At 57.1% G+C, this 18,584-nt stretch carries 16 protein-coding genes and 1 riboswitch; of the genes, 2 read left to right on the top strand and 14 right to left on the bottom strand.

What is annotated here, in order from left to right; all coding sequences use genetic code 11:
• Window positions 1-3: 3 nt before the first annotated feature.
• The 12 genes from ASB66_RS14050 to ilvA all read right to left on the bottom strand — a co-directional run bounded on the left by ASB66_RS14050 (window position 4) and on the right by ilvA (window position 13,733).
• On the bottom strand, window positions 4-477 hold the full coding sequence (locus tag ASB66_RS14050) for a GNAT family N-acetyltransferase (RefSeq protein WP_060717030.1): 474 nt from the start codon (window positions 475-477) through the stop codon (window positions 4-6).
• Window positions 477-1,604 carry an S-(hydroxymethyl)glutathione dehydrogenase/class III alcohol dehydrogenase gene (locus ASB66_RS14045; RefSeq protein WP_060717029.1) on the bottom strand — a complete coding sequence of 376 codons (1,128 nt, stop codon included), beginning with the start codon at window positions 1,602-1,604 and terminating at the stop codon, window positions 477-479. Before ASB66_RS14045 ends, ASB66_RS14050 begins: the two co-directional genes overlap by 1 nt.
• Window positions 1,605-1,691: 87 nt before the next feature.
• Window positions 1,692-2,099, bottom strand: coding sequence for a hypothetical protein (locus ASB66_RS14040; protein WP_060717028.1), 408 nt, complete (start codon window positions 2,097-2,099; stop codon window positions 1,692-1,694).
• A gap of 327 nt (window positions 2,100-2,426) precedes the next feature.
• Window positions 2,427-3,365 (bottom strand): DMT family transporter, encoded by a 939-nt coding sequence (locus tag ASB66_RS14035; RefSeq protein ID WP_060717027.1) that lies wholly within the window; start codon window positions 3,363-3,365, stop codon window positions 2,427-2,429.
• A 93-nt stretch (window positions 3,366-3,458) separates the two neighbouring features.
• Window positions 3,459-4,079: an RBBP9/YdeN family alpha/beta hydrolase gene (locus ASB66_RS14030; protein ID WP_272940006.1), complete on the bottom strand. Its 621-nt coding sequence runs from the start codon at window positions 4,077-4,079 to the stop codon at window positions 3,459-3,461.
• A 223-nt stretch (window positions 4,080-4,302) separates the two neighbouring features.
• Window positions 4,303-7,872 carry an urea carboxylase gene (gene uca / locus ASB66_RS14025; RefSeq protein ID WP_060717025.1) on the bottom strand — a complete coding sequence of 1,190 codons (3,570 nt, stop codon included), beginning with the start codon at window positions 7,870-7,872 and terminating at the stop codon, window positions 4,303-4,305.
• Window positions 7,873-7,875: 3 nt separating this feature from the next.
• A complete protein-coding gene (locus tag ASB66_RS14020; protein ID WP_060717024.1) occupies window positions 7,876-8,526 on the bottom strand; it encodes an urea amidolyase associated protein UAAP2 in 651 nt (216 codons plus the stop codon).
• 11 nt (window positions 8,527-8,537) lie between these two features.
• Complete coding sequence (locus ASB66_RS14015; RefSeq protein ID WP_060717073.1) at window positions 8,538-9,368, bottom strand: urea amidolyase associated protein UAAP1; 831 nt, start codon at window positions 9,366-9,368, stop codon at window positions 8,538-8,540.
• Window positions 9,369-9,375: 7 nt separating this feature from the next.
• Window positions 9,376-10,191, bottom strand: coding sequence for an ABC transporter ATP-binding protein (locus ASB66_RS14010; protein ID WP_060717023.1), 816 nt, complete (start codon window positions 10,189-10,191; stop codon window positions 9,376-9,378).
• The gene (locus ASB66_RS14005) at window positions 10,188-11,006 is read right to left on the bottom strand and encodes an ABC transporter permease (RefSeq protein ID WP_060717022.1); all 819 of its coding nucleotides are present in this window, start codon (window positions 11,004-11,006) and stop codon (window positions 10,188-10,190) included. The genes ASB66_RS14010 and ASB66_RS14005 overlap by 4 nt, the downstream gene beginning before the upstream one ends.
• 60 nt (window positions 11,007-11,066) lie before the next feature.
• Window positions 11,067-12,140, bottom strand: coding sequence for a putative urea ABC transporter substrate-binding protein (locus tag ASB66_RS14000; RefSeq protein ID WP_060717021.1), 1,074 nt, complete (start codon window positions 12,138-12,140; stop codon window positions 11,067-11,069).
• Window positions 12,141-12,210: 70 nt separating this feature from the next.
• Window positions 12,211-12,319: riboswitch (guanidine-I (ykkC/yxkD leader) on the bottom strand.
• Window positions 12,320-12,482: 163 nt separating this feature from the next.
• Window positions 12,483-13,733: a threonine ammonia-lyase gene (ilvA, locus tag ASB66_RS13995; RefSeq protein ID WP_060717020.1), complete on the bottom strand. Its 1,251-nt coding sequence runs from the start codon at window positions 13,731-13,733 to the stop codon at window positions 12,483-12,485.
• Between the two features lie 690 nt (window positions 13,734-14,423).
• On the opposite strand from ilvA, the gene ASB66_RS13990 reads away from it, so the two are divergent.
• Both ASB66_RS13990 and ASB66_RS13985 read left to right on the top strand, forming a co-directional pair.
• A complete protein-coding gene (locus ASB66_RS13990) occupies window positions 14,424-15,461 on the top strand; it encodes a glycosyltransferase family A protein (protein WP_071202078.1) in 1,038 nt (345 codons plus the stop codon).
• Window positions 15,462-15,656: 195 nt separating this feature from the next.
• Window positions 15,657-15,983, top strand: coding sequence for an HlyU family transcriptional regulator (locus ASB66_RS13985; RefSeq protein ID WP_060717018.1), 327 nt, complete (start codon window positions 15,657-15,659; stop codon window positions 15,981-15,983).
• Window positions 15,984-16,067: 84 nt separating this feature from the next.
• Here ASB66_RS13985 and ASB66_RS13980 read toward each other — a convergent pair whose 3' ends face one another.
• Together ASB66_RS13980 and ASB66_RS13975 are read right to left on the bottom strand one after the other, a co-directional pair.
• Entirely contained in the window at window positions 16,068-18,071 is a 2,004-nt protein-coding gene (locus ASB66_RS13980) for a bifunctional 2',3'-cyclic-nucleotide 2'-phosphodiesterase/3'-nucleotidase (protein ID WP_060717072.1), read from the bottom strand.
• Between the two features lie 163 nt (window positions 18,072-18,234).
• The gene (locus ASB66_RS13975) at window positions 18,235-18,570 is read right to left on the bottom strand and encodes a PilZ domain-containing protein (RefSeq protein WP_015916201.1); all 336 of its coding nucleotides are present in this window, start codon (window positions 18,568-18,570) and stop codon (window positions 18,235-18,237) included.
• Between the last annotated feature and the right edge of the window lie 14 nt (window positions 18,571-18,584).

Raw genomic sequence — 18,584 nt, 5'->3', positions numbered from 1 at the left:
GTTTCAGGCCCTCCCAATGGAGACGGCACGGACCATATCGACATGGGCAATGCCGTCTTCCAGGTATTCCGCCGAGACCGGAAGAAAACCAAAGGACTGATAGAAAAGTTGCAGATGGCTTTGGGCGGAAAGTTCTATCGGACTTGATGGAAAACGCTGTTCACAGGCCGCAATGGCTTCGCGCATCAAGGCATCGCCAAGCCGCTTGCCGCGATGCGAAGGCGAGACGACGACGCGCCCGATCTTGACGGAGGAGGAAGGCTCCTCCGGCGTTAAAATCCGAGCGCTTGCGATGAGATCGTCCCCGTCTGCCAGCCGCAAATGCAGGGCATCTATATCCTTGCCATCAAGCTCGGGATAAGGGCATTTCTGCTCGACGACAAAGACGTCGACGCGCAATTTCAGGAGGTCATAAAGGTCCCGTGCGGAGAATTCATCCAGTCTCCGCACGTCAACCCGATAAGGCATATTTGCCATCAATACAGAACCACGCTGCGGATGCTTTCGCCGGAATGCATCAGCTCGAAGCCCTTGTTGATGTCCTCGAGCGGCATGGTGTGGGTGATCATCGGGTCGATCAGGATCTTGCCCTCCATGTACCATTCTACAATCTTCGGCACGTCGGTACGCCCACGCGCGCCGCCAAAGGCGGTCCCCATCCAGTTGCGACCGGTGACCAGCTGGAACGGACGGGTGGAGATTTCCTGGCCTGCACCCGCCACGCCAATGATGATCGATTTGCCCCAGCCGCGATGCGAGGATTCCAGCGCCTGGCGCATGACCTTGGTATTGCCGGTGCAGTCGAATGTGTAGTCGGCGCCACCGATCAGGTCGCCATTGCGCTTCGTCAGGTTGACCAGATAGGCCACGATGTCGCCATCGACTTCGGTCGGATTGACGAAATGCGTCATGCCGAATTTTTCGCCCCAGGCCTTGCGGTCATTGTTGATATCGACACCAATGATCATGTCGGCGCCGGCAAGACGCAGGCCCTGAAGCACGTTGAGACCAATGCCGCCTAGGCCAAAAACGATGGCGGTTGCGCCGATTTCCACCTTGGCGGTGTTGATGACAGCACCGATGCCTGTCGTGACGCCGCAGCCGATATAGCAGATCTTGTCGAAGGGCGCGTCAGGATTGACCTTGGCGAGCGCGATTTCTGGCAGAACGGTGAAATTGGCGAAGGTCGAGCAACCCATGTAATGATGGATCTTGTCCTTGCCGATGGAAAAGCGTGAGGTGCCATCCGGCATGAGGCCCTGGCCCTGGGTCGAGCGGATGGCGGTACACAGATTGGTCTTGCGTGACAGGCAGGAATAGCATTCGCGGCATTCGGGCGTGTACAGCGGAATGACGTGATCGCCCTTTTTCAGCGAGGTGACGCCCGGCCCGACATCGACGACGATGCCAGCCCCTTCATGGCCGAGAATGGCCGGAAACAGGCCTTCCGGATCGGCGCCGGACAAGGTGAAATCATCGGTATGGCAGATGCCTGTGGCCTTGACTTCAACCAGCACTTCGCCGGCCTTTGGGCCTTCCAACTGCACGGTCATGATTTCAAGCGGCTTGCCTGCCTGGGTGGCAACGGCGGCACGAACATCCATTAAGAAGTCTCCCTTGGTTTCTTGTCGGCGGAGTTTTGCACTGACTTGCGCAAAGCCTCAAGGTCCGGAAGGGGTTTTTCTCAAAACTCAGCCCAGCGCAAATCGTTTTTTGCGTTGCTGAATAGGCAAGGTCTTTTCCTCTTTGTGGCCGCGGTTTGCGGAACGGCTGCGCAGCTCTCTTCCCTGTCTTTTCAGCGGATGAACGCGGCTCACGACCGTCTTTTCATTGACACCATCCACGTCGGGCGTCTGGACGGACTCACTCTGCAAATCTGCCATCATCATGGAAATCTGTTGCAAAAGCCGCTGTTCGATTGGCGAGTTTGGCTTGCCATCGGTGGTGAAGGTGTTGATCAGCCATTGCAGCTTATATCGGTCGATGCGGTTTTCCGGCGGCTGTTTGCGCAAAATGTAGCAAGCCATGGAATCGATAAAGTAGCCCTGCCATTCAGCGCATTTATCGGGACAGCATCCGTTCAGCACCAGAAGCGTCATTGCGTCCTCATGGCTGCAAACCCCATGTGGTAGGCCATATGTCTGGAGAAGAACCACGTCATGGTGGTCCAATCTCTGTTTTCCGGCGATAACACATGCCGGAAACGAGAGACGAAATTCCCTCATAGTCGAAACCTCGTTTCATCATGAAACCGTAGATTGATCTAAATGCCAATTCTTTCTTTCGCCATAACGAACGGAGTTTACAAAAGGTTACAATGCGCTGAAACGATACGTTATATGCGCTGCGCTGCGGATAACCACTCAAAATGCCCTGGTTTCGCCCGCCAGAAGAATGAATATGGATTTGCTCTTTTTTGGGTGTATTCAGGTCGCAGCCAGGGCCTTGTCGGCAGAGGCGCTGCGGTGTTCGCGCCATAGAATGAACAGGCCGGAGGCGACGATGATGCCAATGCCCAGCCATTTCGACGGCGACGGAAAATCATCAAACAGCACATAGCCGAGAATAGTCGCCGCAATGATCTCGAAATATTGGAACGGTGCGAGCACGGAAAGCGGTGCCATGCGAAAGGCCTTCACCACGAGAAGGTGTATGTGGCCGGAGAGAACACCGAGCAGGACCAGCAGCAGCAGACCGGTCATGCTGGTGGGAAGCGACGGAATAAAATCGGCACTGCCTGCGGATTGACCAATCAGCATCGCGCAGCCCATGAAAACTGTGCCACCGACGCCCGACATGGTCTGCATGGTCATTGGCGAATCGGCATTGCCGATGGCACGGTTGAGAAACATATACAGCGCAAACAGGAAGGCGCAGAGCACCGGCAGCAGCGAGGTCGCGCCGAAAATCTCCCAGCTCGGCTGGATGACGATCATCGCGCCGCCAAAGCCGATCAGAATGGCAAGCCAGCGCCGCCATCCGACCTTGTCGCCCAGAAACAGCGCCGAGAGGGCTGTCAGGATGAACGGCTCGACAAAATAGATTGCGAACACATCGGCGAGCGGCATATATTTGACGGCGGCGAAAAAACATAGGCTTGCCGCGCCATGCAACGCGCCCCGCAGCAGGTTGAGAAACGGCCGCTTGGCGGTAAAGGCTTTGCTGCCTTGTAATGCGATGAGAAACGGCAGGGTGCAGGCAAGCTGGAAAAAGAAACGGTAGAAGGTGATCTGCCCCGGCGACATGGCTTCGATATTGGCCATGTATTTGGCAATCGCATCCATGCCCGGCAGCACAAGCATGCAGCCTGCCATCAGCGCCATGCCGCGCAACGGATTGGAAAGATTGGCGGAGACAGGTGTCATCGGAATATCCAGGTTTTCCGATGATGATCATGAGGCGGGGCCTTAATCAAGGCTCGGCTTGCAAAGGCAGGTTGAAAAAATTGTATGTAATGTTCAGGCGTGCGAATGCACGTGTGGCTCAGCTGCGGCTGTTGGTGCCGTTCTCGCAGGAAGTGTTGGCTGAATAGCGCGGCGGCCCTCAACGGTGGTTTGCAGCTGCGAGAGAAGAGCATAGCCTTCGCTCCACCGGCCAAACCCGCTTTGCGGATTGATATGGCCGACCGGGCCAAGATTGACCAGCCGACTGCCCCAGCAAGACGCGGTGCGCTGCACGGTTTCGGTATCCATATAGGGATCGTTACTACTGCCGATCATCAATGAGGGAAAGGGCAGGCGCTGGCAGGGCATGTCACCGAAACGGATGACATCGGGATGTTGGTTCTCGGCGGTTTTCAGGTCGCAGGGTGCGACCAGCAGCGCGCCACGGATCAGATGGCGAAGCGGACTATCGGCCATTTGGGCGGTCAGAAGGCAGCCCATGCTATGGGCGACGATCCAAGCGCCTGACCTACACGAAGCAATCTGCTGTTCCAGCCGGGCTTTCCAGGCACCAAGCTCGGGATGCGCCCAATCGTCCTGCTCGACCATGATGCTGGTGGGCTGGTCTTCAACCCAATGCTGCTGCCAATGCTCGGCGGCTGAACCGTTCAGTCCCGGAACGACAAGGGTATCGATGCTACAGGTCTGGCTTGGTATGGCTGATCCTTTCCGTAACTGTCAGGACATCGGGACATGTCGATCCCGCGTCGATCAATTCCGATATGGGTGATTATCGGTCCGAATCTGGCGGAGGACGAGAAAGCTCCATCTATTCTCTGGTTTTTTAGTAGAAAATTTGACCGGATAAATGAAATTTCATTCCAGATATCCGGTCTTTATGGTGTTTCGACAGGCTATTTCAGAGATTTTGCAGGACGGCGATCACGTCGCCCGCTTTGATCGTCTTTCCTGGAATGGCCCGTAACTCCCGCAGGATTCCCGGCGCATGGGCCGTCACCGTGATCTCCATCTTCATCGATTCGATGATGGCAATTGTCTCGCCGGCGGCAACGGACTGGCCTTCCTCCACCAGCACTTTCCAGAGATTGCCGGGAACGGCGCTTTCCACGCCGAAACAATTGTCGGGAATATCGCCGCCAGCACTGAGGCTCGCGTCCTCATCGGCGGTGAAGCTGTCGAGGCCTTGGTCCTTCCAGCGCTGACGCTCCGCCTCGAAGGCTGCCTGTTGCTGACGCTTGAACGCGCCGATGCTTTCAGCATTTTTAGCCAGGTCCGCCGCGTAGCTTGCATAGGAAAATGTGCCGTCCTCAATGCGGATTGGATAGCCTCCATGCGGAAAGGCCGCGCGAGCCTCCATCAGTTCATCGTGGCTGACGGGGAAGAAGCGGATCTGGTCGAAGAAATCCAGCAGCCAGGGCTTGTCGCGGGTAAAGACCGGCGTTTGCCGCCAAGTGTTCCACATCTGGATGGTGCGGCCAAACAGCTGGTAGCCCCCCGGGCCTTCCATGCCGTAGATGCACATATAGGCGCCACCGATACCAACGGCATTTTCCGGCGTCCAGGTGCGGGCCGGATTGTATTTTGTTGTCACCAGACGGTGGCGTGGGTCGAGCGGCGTGGCAACCGGCGCGCCGAGATAGACATCGCCAAGACCCATTACCAGATAGCGGGCGTTGAAAATGGTGTCCTTCACCGCCTGCTCGTCGGCAAGGCCGTTGATACGGCGGATGAACTCGATATTGGACGGGCACCAGGGGGCGTTGGGCCGCACCAACTCCTGGTATTTGCGCATCGCCAGTTCCGCCTCCGGGTCGTTCCAGGAGAGCGGCAGATAGACCGTGCGGCTTGGCACCGTCACGTCCTCCACCGGGGGCAGGCTGGCTTCGATTTCGCTGAGCAGGCCTAGCAGCCGGGTGCGCGACAGGCTGGCGCCATCATAATGGATTTGTAGCGACCGAATGCCGGGGGTGAGGTCGATCAAGCCCGGCAGCTTGGCCGCCTTGACCGCCTGCATCAGCAGGTGGACGCGCATGCGAATGGCGATGTCGAGCTGCATCTCGCCATATTCCACCAGCAAATTGTTATCACCCTGACGGCGATAGGTGACGGAGACGGGGCCGTTGGAATTGTGGCTGAGGATGGGTGAACCGGCGTCCGGTGAGAGGCGGATTTGAGCTGGCGTTGGAGGTACCCCGTGCTCTACGCTTCCTGAAGCCGCAGCAATATCCCCATCTCGCGCCACAGGATGAAAGCGAATGGTATCGCCCGGCTTGAACTGGCCCATCTTCCACTGTTCGTCACCGGCAATCACCGCCGGGCAGACGAAGCCGCCAAGGCTTGGGCCGTCAGGACCGAGAATGATCGGCATATCCCCGGTAAAATCGATGGCCCCAATCGCATAGGGGTTATCATGCAGGTTGGAGGGATGCAGCCCGGCCTCACCGCCATCCTGCCGCGCCCATGTCGGCGCAGGGCCGATCAGCCTAACCCCGGTGCGGGCGCTGTTGAAATGCACCTCATAATCAGTCGAAAACAGCGTTTCGATATCACTGTCCAGAAAGAAATCCGGCGCACCATGCGGGCCATAGACCACACCGACCGACCATTCGCGCGTTAGCTCCGGTGGCGCATCGGCCGGCGTGGCGATGGGTTGCGGTCTGCGGGCCAGCCGCAGCACATGGCCTGCCTTAAGGGTCCCCGTGGCATTGCCGCCGAATTGGCCAAGGCCGAAGGTGGCGCGCGATCCAAGCACCACAGGTGCCGCAAAACCACCCGAGACCGCCAGATAGGCGCGCTGGCCGGGACCGGAAATCCCTCCAATGGCGAGAACCTGCCCGGGTTCGACGGTAAAGGCCGTGTTATGCCTGACCGGCGCGCCATCCAATGTCATCGCCATCTCGGCCCCGGCCAGTGCAACGGTAACATTGGAGAAGAATTTCAGCACCGGCCCGGAGACAGTCAGTTCCAGCGCCGCCACATCATCGCCATTGCCGACCAGCCGGTTGGCGTGGCGGAAGGAGCGGGCGTCCATCGGCCCGCTTGGCGGCACACCGACATGCCAAAGCCCCAGCCGCCCCGGCAATTCCTGAAGGCTGGATTGGGCGCCGGGGGCGATGACCTCGACCACATCAGGCACAAAGGAAAAATCCTTCAGCGCCGTGGTTGCCACATCGCCGCTGGCAAAAAGATCAGAGGCGGCAATGGCAGCCAGATAATCGAGATTTGTCTCGATGCCGGAAATGGACGTTGCCGATAGCGCCGATTGCAAAGCGGCAATCGCCGCATCACGGTCTTTGCCTGACACGATCAGCTTGGCCAACATCGGGTCGTAATAGGGTGTCACCTCCGTGCCGGTCTCAATCCAGCCATCGACACGGGCCGTTTTCGGAAACACCACCTCCGTCAGCAGGCCCGCGCTGGGGCGAAAATCGGCATGGGGCATTTCGGCATAAATCCGGGCCTCGATGGCAGCCCCCTTCGGCACAAGATGTTCATGGCCGGTCAGCACATCCCCATCGGCGGCCTGGCGGATCATCCATTCCACCAGATCGATACCGAACACCGCCTCAGTGACGGGATGCTCGACCTGAAGCCGCGTGTTGACCTCCAGGAAGTAAAATTCTTGGCGGGCGGGATCGTAGATGAACTCCACCGTGCCTGCCGAGCGGTAGTTGACCGAGCGGCCAAGCGACACCGCTGCCGCATGCAGGCGCTGGCGCACCGCGTCCGACAGGCCGGGGGCCGGGGTTTCCTCAATGACTTTCTGGTTGCGGCGCTGGAGAGAGCAATCGCGCTCACCAAGTGCAATGACCCGGCCCTGTCCATCGCCAAAGATTTGCACTTCGACATGCCTTGCCTTGGAAACGAAGCGCTCCAGATAGACCCGCGCATCGCCGAAACTGGCCTTGGCGGTGCGCTGGACGGTGTCGAAGGCTGCTTGCAGGCTAGCTGCATCATGGCAAAGCTGCATGCCGATGCCGCCGCCGCCCGCCGTGGATTTCAGCATCACCGGGTAGCCGATCAATTCGGCTGCTGAAAGCGCGTCTTCGGCGCTGTCCAGCAAGCCACTACCGGGCAGCAGTGGCACGCCACTGTCTGCCGCCAGTTGCCGTGCCGTATGTTTCAGGCCGAAGCTGGCGATATTTTCCGGGGTCGGGCCGATAAAGGCGATGCCTTCGGCCTTTAGCCGCTCGGCAAAGCCGATATTTTCGGAGAGAAAGCCATAGCCGGGATGGACGGCCTCAGCCCCCGTTTCCTTGCAGGCGGCAATCACCGCCTCGACATTCAGATAGCTTTCGCTGGCCGCAGCCGGGCCAAGCCGGATGGCTTCATCAGCCAGCCGCACATGCAGCGCAAACCGGTCGGCATCGGAATAGACGGCGACGGAGGCAATGCCCAGACGCTGCAACGTCTTGATGATCCGGACGGCGATTTCGCCCCGGTTGGCAATCAGAACCTTTTTGAACATTGATCAGGCCTCGCTATCCCAGACCAGAACCCGGGCAGGCGTCGGATCAAAACCATTGCAGGGATTGTTGATCTGCGGGCAATTGGAAATCACCAGTAGAACATCCATTTCGGCTTGTAGCTCGACATAATCGCCGGGAGCGGAAATGCCATCGACAATGGTCATCTGGCCGCTCGGCTCAATCGGCACATTCATGAAGAAGTTGATATTGGCGACCACATCGCGCTTGCTCATGCCGTATTTCGCCACTTCCAGCACGAAATTATCGCGGCAGGCATGCAGATATTTGGTACCATGGCCAAAGCGCACCGTATTGCTTTCGCAGGAGCAGGCCCCGGCAGAGGTATCGTGCCGCCCGCAGCTATCGGCGGTCATGGTCAGCATGATCCGGCCTTCATTGGAGATGATTTTCGTGCCGGTGGAAATATAGGCGGCACCCTGTTCGCGCATCGTATCCTGATTGGAATAACGCTCGGAAAAATCCTCGGCATTGTAAAACAGCGTGTCGATGGCCTGCTGGCCATAGCTGTCCTCGATCCGCAGGATCTGACCTTTCTTGACCACCGTGGAAAAGGGCGCTTCCGCCGCAATGACGTGATCCTGCATCGCGGTATCAGGCGTGCGAAGGGGGGATGTGGTGTTGAATTCAGACATGGTTTCCTCCCTTACAGCGCTGCAAACGCATTATTTTCAAAGCCACGGACCGCTTCGGCTGTCGCCGTGCGGCAAAGATCGTCCGCTTGCGGTGGCTTGGCCTTTATCCGGCTAATGACAACGGGATTGGGCTGGTAGAGTGGATTGGGATCGAGCGGATGCGGGCAATTGGAAAAGCCGACAATCATCTCCATCTCGGCGCGAAGCTCGATATAATCGCCGCCATTGAGCAGTTCCGGCCTCCAGTGGAAGTGACCGTCCGCATCGACCCGCACCGGGGCAAACATGGCAAGGGCTGCTGGGATATCGCGCTTGTCGAGGCCGAGCTTGCTCACCATGATCAGAAGATTGTCGCGGGTATTGCGCAGGCCCTGGCTGTTGGCACTGGCATATTTGCGGGCGTTGGACGCGGCTGTGGAGCCGCCCATCAGGCAATCATGCGCGCCGCTGGTGTCTTCGGTGATCGAAAACATCACCTTGCCCATGTCGGAAAATATCACACGGCCTTTGCCAAGCCCGGTGGTCCATTGCATCTTGACGGTATCGGGCAGGTTCAGCCGTTCGGACGGGTCATCCGCGTTCCAGGCGACGAGCGTGACGGTTGAAAACCCGTGGGGCAGGGCGATGCGCAGTGTCTCATGGGGTTTCACCGGCGTGGACCAATACCAACCGCCGGGAATTGTCTCGCTATGGATAAGGTTGGTCGCATCAATGTCCGGTGCGGGCAGCGGGCTTTTGCCCGGCAAGGCCTTCGGGGAAAATTCCAGGCCGTTTTTCTGGTGTTCCTCATAGCGCGCCCGGTTGGCGGCAATCTCTTCGGCAGAGCGTCGGATATGCATGATTGGTCTCCTATCGACGATGTGCCGGGTCGTCCCGGTGAAGCCCGTTTCCTGCGACCGGGCCGTCCCGGTCAGGGCGAAAGATGGAAGGGGTACCCGCCTGGCGGGGCGGCCAGATGGAAATGTCCTTGGTGATGGTGGCGCCGTAGCGCTGTTTTTCCTCTGGCCGATCACGAGGACGCTCAAAAGCGACAACGCGGCTGGCCAGCGTAAAGGCTTCGCGCATGTCATGCGTGACCATGACGACGGTCATCGGGTTTTCGTGCCAGAGCTTTTTCATCAGCGTATGGATTTCGGCGCGAATGCCCGGATCGAGCGCCCCGAATGGTTCGTCCAGCAGCAGCACTTTCGGCTTCATGATCAGCGCCTGAGCCAAGGCCAGCCGCTGTTGCATGCCGCCGGAAAGCTGAGCTGGATATTTCGCCTCCGATCCGGCAAGGCCAACGGCGGCAATCATCGCGCGGGCCTCGTCTGTGGCGTTGCGCCGGGCAGAGCCGAACAGGCGACCAGCCAATGGCGAGGCGGGCAATTCCTTACCCAACAGCACATTGCCCAGCACGGTGAGGTGCGGAAATACCGAATAGCGCTGGAAGACCACGCCGCGGTCCGGCCCTGGCTCCTTCGGCAGTGGTTCGCCATCCAGCAAGATGGTGCCGCGGGTCGGTTGTTCCTGCCCCAGCAGCATCCGCAGAAACGTGCTCTTGCCGCAGCCGGATGGGCCGACCAATGCCACGAACGCGCGGGACTCAACCGTCAGTGAGACGCTTTCCAGCACGATCTGGTCGCCATATTCCTTCCAGATATTGTCGATCTTCAACCCGCTCATGCGCCCTTCTCCAGGTTGGACCAGGGAAATAGGGCAATGCGCAACCGGTCGAGCAGAACATCGGCCACAACGGCAATCAGCGTGATCCACAACACGTAAGGAAAGATCACATCCATGGACAGGTAGCGGCGCACCAGGAAGATCCGGTAGCCAAGACCGCTATCCGAAGAAATTGCTTCCGCTGCGATCAGAAACAGGAAAGCCGGGCCAAGCTGCAACCTGAGACAGGTGATCAGGCGTGGCAGGATCTGTGGCAGGACCACCCTGATGGCGATCTGCCAGGATGAGCCGCCTAGCGTTTCCGCCTTAATGATTTGTTCGCGCGGCAGGGCAAGGGCGGTGAGCGCCAGATCGCGGATCATGATCGGCGCAACGCCGATGACGATCAGGGTGATTTTCGAGACCTCACCCAGACCCATGGCGATGAACAGAATAGGCAGCAGCGCCAGTGGCGGCACCATGGAAATGGCGGCGACGAAGGGTGACAGCAATGCACGCAGATAGGGCAGCATGCCAATCGCCATGCCGATGGTGAGCGCGATCAGCAGCGAAATGCCAAGTCCGGAGGAAAGCCGTGTCAGACTGGCCAGTGTGTCGGTCCAGAGAATATAGTCGCCAGTGCGGGCATCGGCGGTAAAGGCTACACGGTTGATGGCATCGGCAAAGGCGGCAAAGCCCGGCAGCAGCTTGTCATTGGCGTTTTCCGCCAGCCGTGCCGCCGAACCTGCGGCGTAGGCCAGCAGCACCAGCGCAAAGGGCAGGGTGGCGAGGCCTAGTTTTGCACCATTGCTCGGTTTTTGATTGATCCAGCGCATCCTGTCGCTCCGAATTCTTAGGGAGGATAGGGTGGGCGATGGCCCACCCCCGAACATGCGTCAGAGTGCGCCTTTGGCGGCGGCATCCATATAGGTGGTGGTGAAGCGGAACTTCACATTACCCTTGTCGCCCAGCACCTTACCGTCAGGCATTTCGATACCGATCACGTCGGCAGACGGTGCGCCATTGCCCAGCAGGCCTTTTTCAAACAGGAAATTGCGCACCAGATCCATGGTTTTCGGCAGGCCGGGCGAGGTGGTGAAGGCGCTCGCATCTGCCGGTTTGTCGAACAGTTTGGTGGCGGCCAACTGGCTGTCGAAGCCTTTGAGGTCGGTGCCTGACGCATTGCCCATCTCCTCGCGGGCCGCCTTGCCTTCTGCTGTATCGGCCATCATCAGCTTGACCGTGTCATACCAGATACCGGCCAGCGCCTTGCCGAAATCCGGATTGTCCTTGAGGACCTCGGTGTTGGCGACCATCAGGTCCATGATTTCGCCGGGGATTTGCGAGCTGTCGAACACTTTCTTCGCCGTCGGCTCTTCCAGAATGGTCGAGACCAGCGGGTTCCAGGTGACCACCGAGGTCACATCGTCTGTCTTATAGGCGGCGACCATATCAGCATCTGACGTGTTGACCACCTTCACGTCTTTTTCCGTCAGTTTAAGGCTTTCCAGCGCCCGCACCAGCAGGTAATGCGAGACGGAAAATTCGACTAGATTGACGTTCTGGCCTTTGATATCGGCAAGCTTGTCCTTACCCTTGAGGATGACCGCGTCATTGCCGTTGGAAAAGTCGCCGACAATGACCGCCGTGGTATCGACGCCACCGGCGGCGGGAATGGAAAGACCGTCCATATTGGTCAGCGTGACCGCATCGAAGGCACCGGCGGTGTATTGGTTCATCGATTCCACGTAATCGTTGAACTGGGTGACATCGATCTTGATGCCGTATTTATCGGCCCATTTCTTGACGATGCCATGGTCGCTGGCATAGCCCCAGGGCATCCAGCCGACATAGATCGACCAGGCGACCTTGAACTCCTTCTTGGGCGCGGCATCGGCTGGGCCAAGTCCGCCCAGCGATAAAGCTGCGGATAGTGCGGAAACAGAGATAAGTTTTGAGAACAGGCGCATGAATTTCCCCTTTTGCTTTTTTCAAAAGGGATCGGCATAGACCAACGCCGCCAATCCCTTGGCTAACGAGGTCTCCCGGGCTTTTATCCCGCCGTGCACCCGACAGGGATGTCTCCCCCGCCGGTGGCTGCTCTCGGACCAGTCACGCTTCTCGCGCCGGAACCCTAGCTGCCAACTCTGGCTGTATACAAGCAACTCTTGTGCCAACTTGGCAATAACCTGGCATTTTGGGGCGTTTGGTCTGTTTATCCTTTGTTTTTCCAGCTTTTGCGTTCAGTCGCCGTCTCTTGAATGTGGTGAAATGTTAAATTTTAAGCAGGCAGCGGTGCAATTTTAAACACCTCAGATGATCAGATTGGCCAGGATGTCATTCTCGGTGATGTCTTCATAGCCGAGACCGTTGTCCTCGAACCGCTGTAACAGGCCAGAAAAATTCGAGGCATCTGTCGTTTCAATGCCGATCAGGATCGAGCCGAAATTGCGGGCGGATTTTTTTAGATATTCGAAGCGGGCGATATCGTCTTCCGGGCCGAGCAGGTTGAGAAAATCGCGCAATGCGCCGGGCCGCTGCGGCAGGCGCAGGATGAAATATTTCTTCAAACCGGCATAGCGCATGGCGCGCTCTTTCACGTCTGGAAGGCGCTCGAAATCGAAATTGCCGCCGGAGACGACGAGAACCACGGTCTTGCCCTTGATGGAGGAGCGCTCCAGCAGGCCGAGTGTGGCAATCGCCAAGGCGCCCGCTGGTTCCAGCACCAGGCCTTCGACATTCAGCATGTCGATGATCGTCCCGCAGATCGCGTTTTCCGGCACCAGCATGACCTGAGCGGGCGGGAACTGTTTCAGGGCGGCAAAATTGGCATCGCCGATCCGCGCCACGGCGGCGCCATCGACGAAATTATCGACCTTGGGCAGGGTAATGACTTCACCTGCTTCCAGTGAGCGTTTGAGGCTTGGCGCGCCGACCGGCTCGGCAAAGAGAAAGGCGGATGGAGGCAGGTCTTCGGCCAGATAGCCCGTCATGCCTGCACTCAAGCCGCCGCCGCCAACGGGCATGATCACCAGATCGGGTGTTACGTCTTCCGGTAGTTGTTCCAGAATTTCCGCCGCAACGGTTGCCTGGCCTTCGATGATGTCAGCATGGTCGAAGGGCGGCACCATCAGGCCGTCGGCTTCCTCCACATAGTCGCGGGCGGCCTTGTAGCATTGGTCGAAGATATCGCCGACCAGCCTTATCGAAATGTACTCGGCGCCGAACTTGCGGGTCTTGTCGATCTTCTGCTGCGGCGTGGTCACCGGCATGAACACCACGCCATGCACGCCGAAATGACGGCAGGCAAAGGCGAAACCTTGCGCATGATTGCCGGCTGAGGCGCAGACGAAGATCTTGTCGATCTGTCCCCTGGCAATAACCTTGCGGAAGAAGTTATAGGCGCCGCGCACCTTGTAAGAGCGCACCGGCGTCAGGTCTTCGCGCTTCAGATAAATATTGGCATTGAACAACGTGCTCAAGTGCTCGCTCAATTGCAGCGGTGTCGCGGGGAAAAGGTCGCGAAGGGCATGAACGGCATCTTGGACGGCAGTTTTGGTCATGGTCTGGTTTCCAGCATCGGCAATATCAGTGATATCTGCTAACGCATCGATCCCGAAGTTGGAACTGCTTTAAGCAATCCTGCAACAGATAGTGAAAAATACGGTTTTACCTCGGCAGGGTATAGGCGAACGACGTTGCTGACTCGCTCTACTGGAGCGAAAGCAGGAAGAGACGGGTTCTAAGCACCACTGCCAATCCATCGATCTATGTCTCGATATGGATCACAGGCCGATGCTATCAGGAAATTTACCATAAGTTCCGTTTTTTGCATTCAAGCATGCGATGATAATCGGTTGTGCCGTTTAGAATAAATCCACTTATGGTTTGTAAAAAATCCCCAACAATAAGGGGTAGGATACACATCAATCTCCCAAAATGTTGATTTAGAATAGTTTTTCTGAAATCTACTGCTTAAACAGTGCTGTCCCAATTCGGGAAATTCGCAAAAATACATGTGTAGCATAATGGTAATGCTGATTTCGTTCCCGCGATTCTTAAAAAAATAGACCCAATAAATGACGTTTCTAGATGTTGCTGGCTCGGCTAATGTTGTGTAGGCTTAATTTTGTATTAATGCTTTTTCCGTGAACGCTGCGGCATCAGTGATGGTGTCTGAACAGATCTTGGCTGCGCTTGGCTTGAAATCCGCGCGTGGCAAAGGGTGTCGTTGAAGCAACGTGAGGTGTATGATGAGTGTATCGGTTGCTGTCGTGATTCCCTTTTTCCAGAAAGAGAAGGGAATTTTATCCCGGGCTCTGGAATCGATTAAATCGCAGAAGTTAGACAGTGACGTTGAGATAAGCGTTGTTATCGTTGACGATAGCTCGCCAATTTCCGCCAAAGAGGAACTTGCTGATTTCGAAGCCGGTCCCAATCTGCGCATCGTTCTGCTTGAAAAAGACAATGGTGGACCAGGCGAAGCGCGCAATATGGCGCTGGATTATCTTGAAGCCGATCCCGTCAACTACGTGGCCTTTCTCGATTCCGATGACGTCTGGCACGACGACCACATTCAACGTGCCCTGGACGGGCTTGTCTTTGGCGATTTCTTCTTCTGCAACCACGTTCGCGGTAAGTATTATGCCGACTATTTCATTAGTCTTCCCGGCACGCGCCGCGCGCTTGCTTCCGATGAAGACCTGATCTGCGGTGACAATTACCATGCCTTCCGCAAGGGCCAGCTTGCGGAAGTGATGATCCGCGAATGCCCACCGCAGACATCGACCGTCGTTTACCGGTTCAAGAAAAATGCCGGCTTACGGTTCAATGGCGCGCTGCGCAGTGCCGGCGAGGATCATGTTTTCTGGATCGAGCTTTGCCTGTTCAACGACACGGTGATCGATCCGAAGATCAATGTCAGCTGCCTGGAAGGCGTCAATCTCTACTGGTCCAACGTTTCCTGGGCCAGCCCGAAATCCGTGGCAATCCAGGGCTGCCTGGCGCTTCAATATAATTATCTCAAGGATACGCCGGTTATCCTACTGGCCGATCCAGAGACTGTTCTGTTCCGCCAGAAGCTTTATGAAGGCGCCTATACCTATGCCTTGTTGCGTGGCCTGGCCAAGGGCTACCTGCCGGATTTCAAGGTTCTGATGCGGCTGGTTGCCGCCTATCCGGGCTATCTGATGCGGGCGCCAACCAGTTTCCAGTTTTTCCTGCGCAACCGTCGTGTGATGACCAATGAAACCGCAGTGAAATCTATGCCTGCTGAGGATGCGGTTGCCTGATGTCTCAAAGTACGTGAGTACCGGAAGCGCAGAAATTGCCATTTGCAGACGGCCAGCAGAGATTATTGGATAGATTGTGAGCAAAATCGCTTGATTTTACGATCATGCTTGCCGACAAACGCCATTGTCGTCGTGGCCGGGATGCGGAAGCATCCTTGTGCCATAACATTCGTTGGCAGGCAGAGGGCAGTTGCAATGGCATCCTTTCTTTCGAAGATTTTTTCGGCGTTTTCGGGTTCGTCCTCATCAGATGAGACAAAGCAGTCCGTTTCAGCCGAGCCGCAATTGCATGGCGATTGCCGGATCTATGCCGAGCCGATCAAGGAAGGCAGCCAGTTGCGTTTGGCCGGACGGATCGAAAAGGACGTCAACGGCGAGACGCTGACCCGCAGCTTCATTCGCGCCGACATGTTTACATCCAAGGAAGATGCGCTGGATTGCACCTTCCGCAAGGCGCGCCAGATTATCGACCAGAACGGACCTTCGCTGTTTGCTGATGGCGCCAAGGATCGCAGCGCCTGATATCTATCGAGCCACCGATAAATCATTCATAAAAAACGCCCGGATTTTTGTCCGGGCGTTTTGCGTTTCAGCTGGATCGTGGTTTTACAGAATCAGCCGATAATTGGCAAAACCGTCCGCGCCGTCACCGGCATCCTCGATCTTTGCGCCCTTGACCTCGGCTGCAAACGCCCGGCCCTTAGGGCCTGTCTGGAAGCTGGCGGTCGTGTCGGGGATTGCGGCAAAGCGCCAATTGCCATCGGCGGATGGGTTGATGGTGCCCTGCGCGACGATATAGCGGACGATGACATCGCGATTGGTATCCGGGCCGACGAAAATCACTTTGTCGGAGGCGATGTCAGGGAATTTTCCACCACCACCGGCGCGGTAATTGTTGGTGACGACCAGAAATTGCTGGGCGGGATCGATCGGCTTGCCGTTAAAGCTCAAGTTCTTGATCCGGTTTGCATCCGGATTGACCGGCTTGCCATCCTTGTCATATTTCGCGGGCTGCGACAGGTCGATCTCGTAGGTGACGCCATCGATCACATCGTAATTGTAGGATGGGAAGTCGAGATTGAGCAGGGCTGCATCCTTCGAGCCGGGCTTGATCTGGTTGAACATGCCAGCCGACATTTCCAGCCAGTTCTTGACTTGCGCGCCTGTTATCAGCACCGCCTGCACGGTATTCGGATAGAGATAAAGGTCCGAGACATTCTTGATGGCGATATCGCCTGCGGGAACATCGGTATAATAATCGGCGCCACCGCGGCCGCCAGCCTTGAAGGGGGCTGCGGCTGAGAGTACCGGGTAATCCTTGTACTTCGTCTCCTTCAGCATGTCCTTGATATACCAGGTCTGGGCATTGGACACGATCTGCACCGACGGGTCGTCGGCCACCAGCGCAAAATAGGAGTAAAGCGGTGCGGAGGTCTTGCCAACCGGGGTGCGCACGTAAGTCAAAGTCGCCTCATGCTCGTCTTTTACGGCTGCCACGACGTTTTGGTTGTCTCTGACGTCGGCAATGATTTTCTTGGCGTCATCGCGGTGATAGATCGGCCGTGCCTCGGCGGTAAAATCGACGATTTTCCAGCGATTGCCATCTTTTTCCAGCATGAAGTCGATCAGGCCCATATGTGAGCCCCAGAAACCAGCCATGACGGCGGGCTTGCCCATCAATGTTCCCTTCAGCGGATCAGCGCCCTGGACGCCATCCCAGGTCTTTGGGCCGGGAAAGACCAGATGTTGATGGCCGGTGAAAATCGCATCAATGCCGTCAACTGTCGCTAGGTAAAGCGAGGCGTTTTCCATTCTTTCCGTCTGGCCGCTGCCGTCGATACCGGAATGCGATAGCGCGATGACGATATCGGCACCTTGCTCCTTCATCACAGGTACCCAGGCGCGCGCTGCCTCGACGATGTCACGAGTCTGGGCCTTGCCTTCAAGGTTCTTGGCATCCCAGAGCATAATCTGCGGCGGAACGAACCCGATAAAGCCGACCTTGATGACGCTCTCGGCACCCGCACCGTCCTTGATCGTCTTTTCAATGATCGTAAAGGGCTTGAAGAACAGCGCGTCATTTTTCGGATCGGTTGCCAGCTGGCCCTTGGTCAGGTTGGCGCAGACGATGGGATATTTCGCCGCCGCCAGCGTGTTGAACATGAAGTCGAGGCCGTAATTGAATTCGTGATTGCCAAGCGTGCCGCAATCGTAACCCAGCGTGTTCATCGCCTTCATAACCGGATGCTGGTCGCCGGCCTTTATACCTTTCTTATAGGCCATGTAGTCGCCCATCGGGCTGCCTTGCAGCAAATCACCGTTGTCGATCAACATGGAGTTGCCAGCTTCGGCCCGGATTTCGTCGATCAGCGTCGCTGTGCGCGTCAGGCCCATCGTGTCATTGGGCTTGTCAGCGTAATAGTCGTAGGGCATCAGGTTGACGTGGATGTCGGTGGTTTCCATCAATCGCAAATGCGCCTGATTGGCTGCCGCCCGGGCGGCAAACGGATGCAGCACGACAAGAGCGCTGGCAGCGGCAAAACCTCCCAACAGCGAGCGGCGCGTAATAGGGTGCAGGTCGGAGGGGCGCAAGTGTGCGAGTGGCGACATGGGAAGGCTCCTGGCAAATGTCATCGTCGATGCGTAAGCATCGCAAACCAGTTGCCTTCATATCATGACAGGTTGATGATGCTAATCTGAAATACCGTGCGCGCCAGAAATTGGCCGGTGATATCTAGTTCGAGCGATCAAAGCTGTGGGGGAGCGATCGGGTCTATCGTTTCAAGACCGGGCGCACTTCCTGGTGGAAGTTGCGAAAGTAAGCGGCGACCTTCGCAATGGAATTGCTGTTCTGGCGAAACTGAATGCCCAGCCGTCCGCCGCGATTCCAGCGGACCATTCCCTCAAGTAGACCGATTTCCTCATTTTCGATGAGGACGGTGCTGCCAGCCGCTGCGTGGAAGGCAGTGTAGAGTTCAAGTGCCAAGCCTGAGCGTGAAATGTCGATGATCCGGCAATCGGCAACCTGGCGCATATAGCGCACGGCACTGTCCATACGGCAGCGGCTTCGGGGAGCGGTGCGAATATCCATTTTAAGGTTGTTTTGCATGTGAAAGTCTTTTT

The organism is Gillisella vitis, assembly GCF_001541345.2.
GTDB classification, from domain to species: Bacteria; Pseudomonadota; Alphaproteobacteria; order Rhizobiales; family Rhizobiaceae; genus Allorhizobium; species Allorhizobium vitis.
Note: the sequence above shows the minus strand (reverse complement) of the source record. Positions and strands in the feature narration are given on the sequence as shown.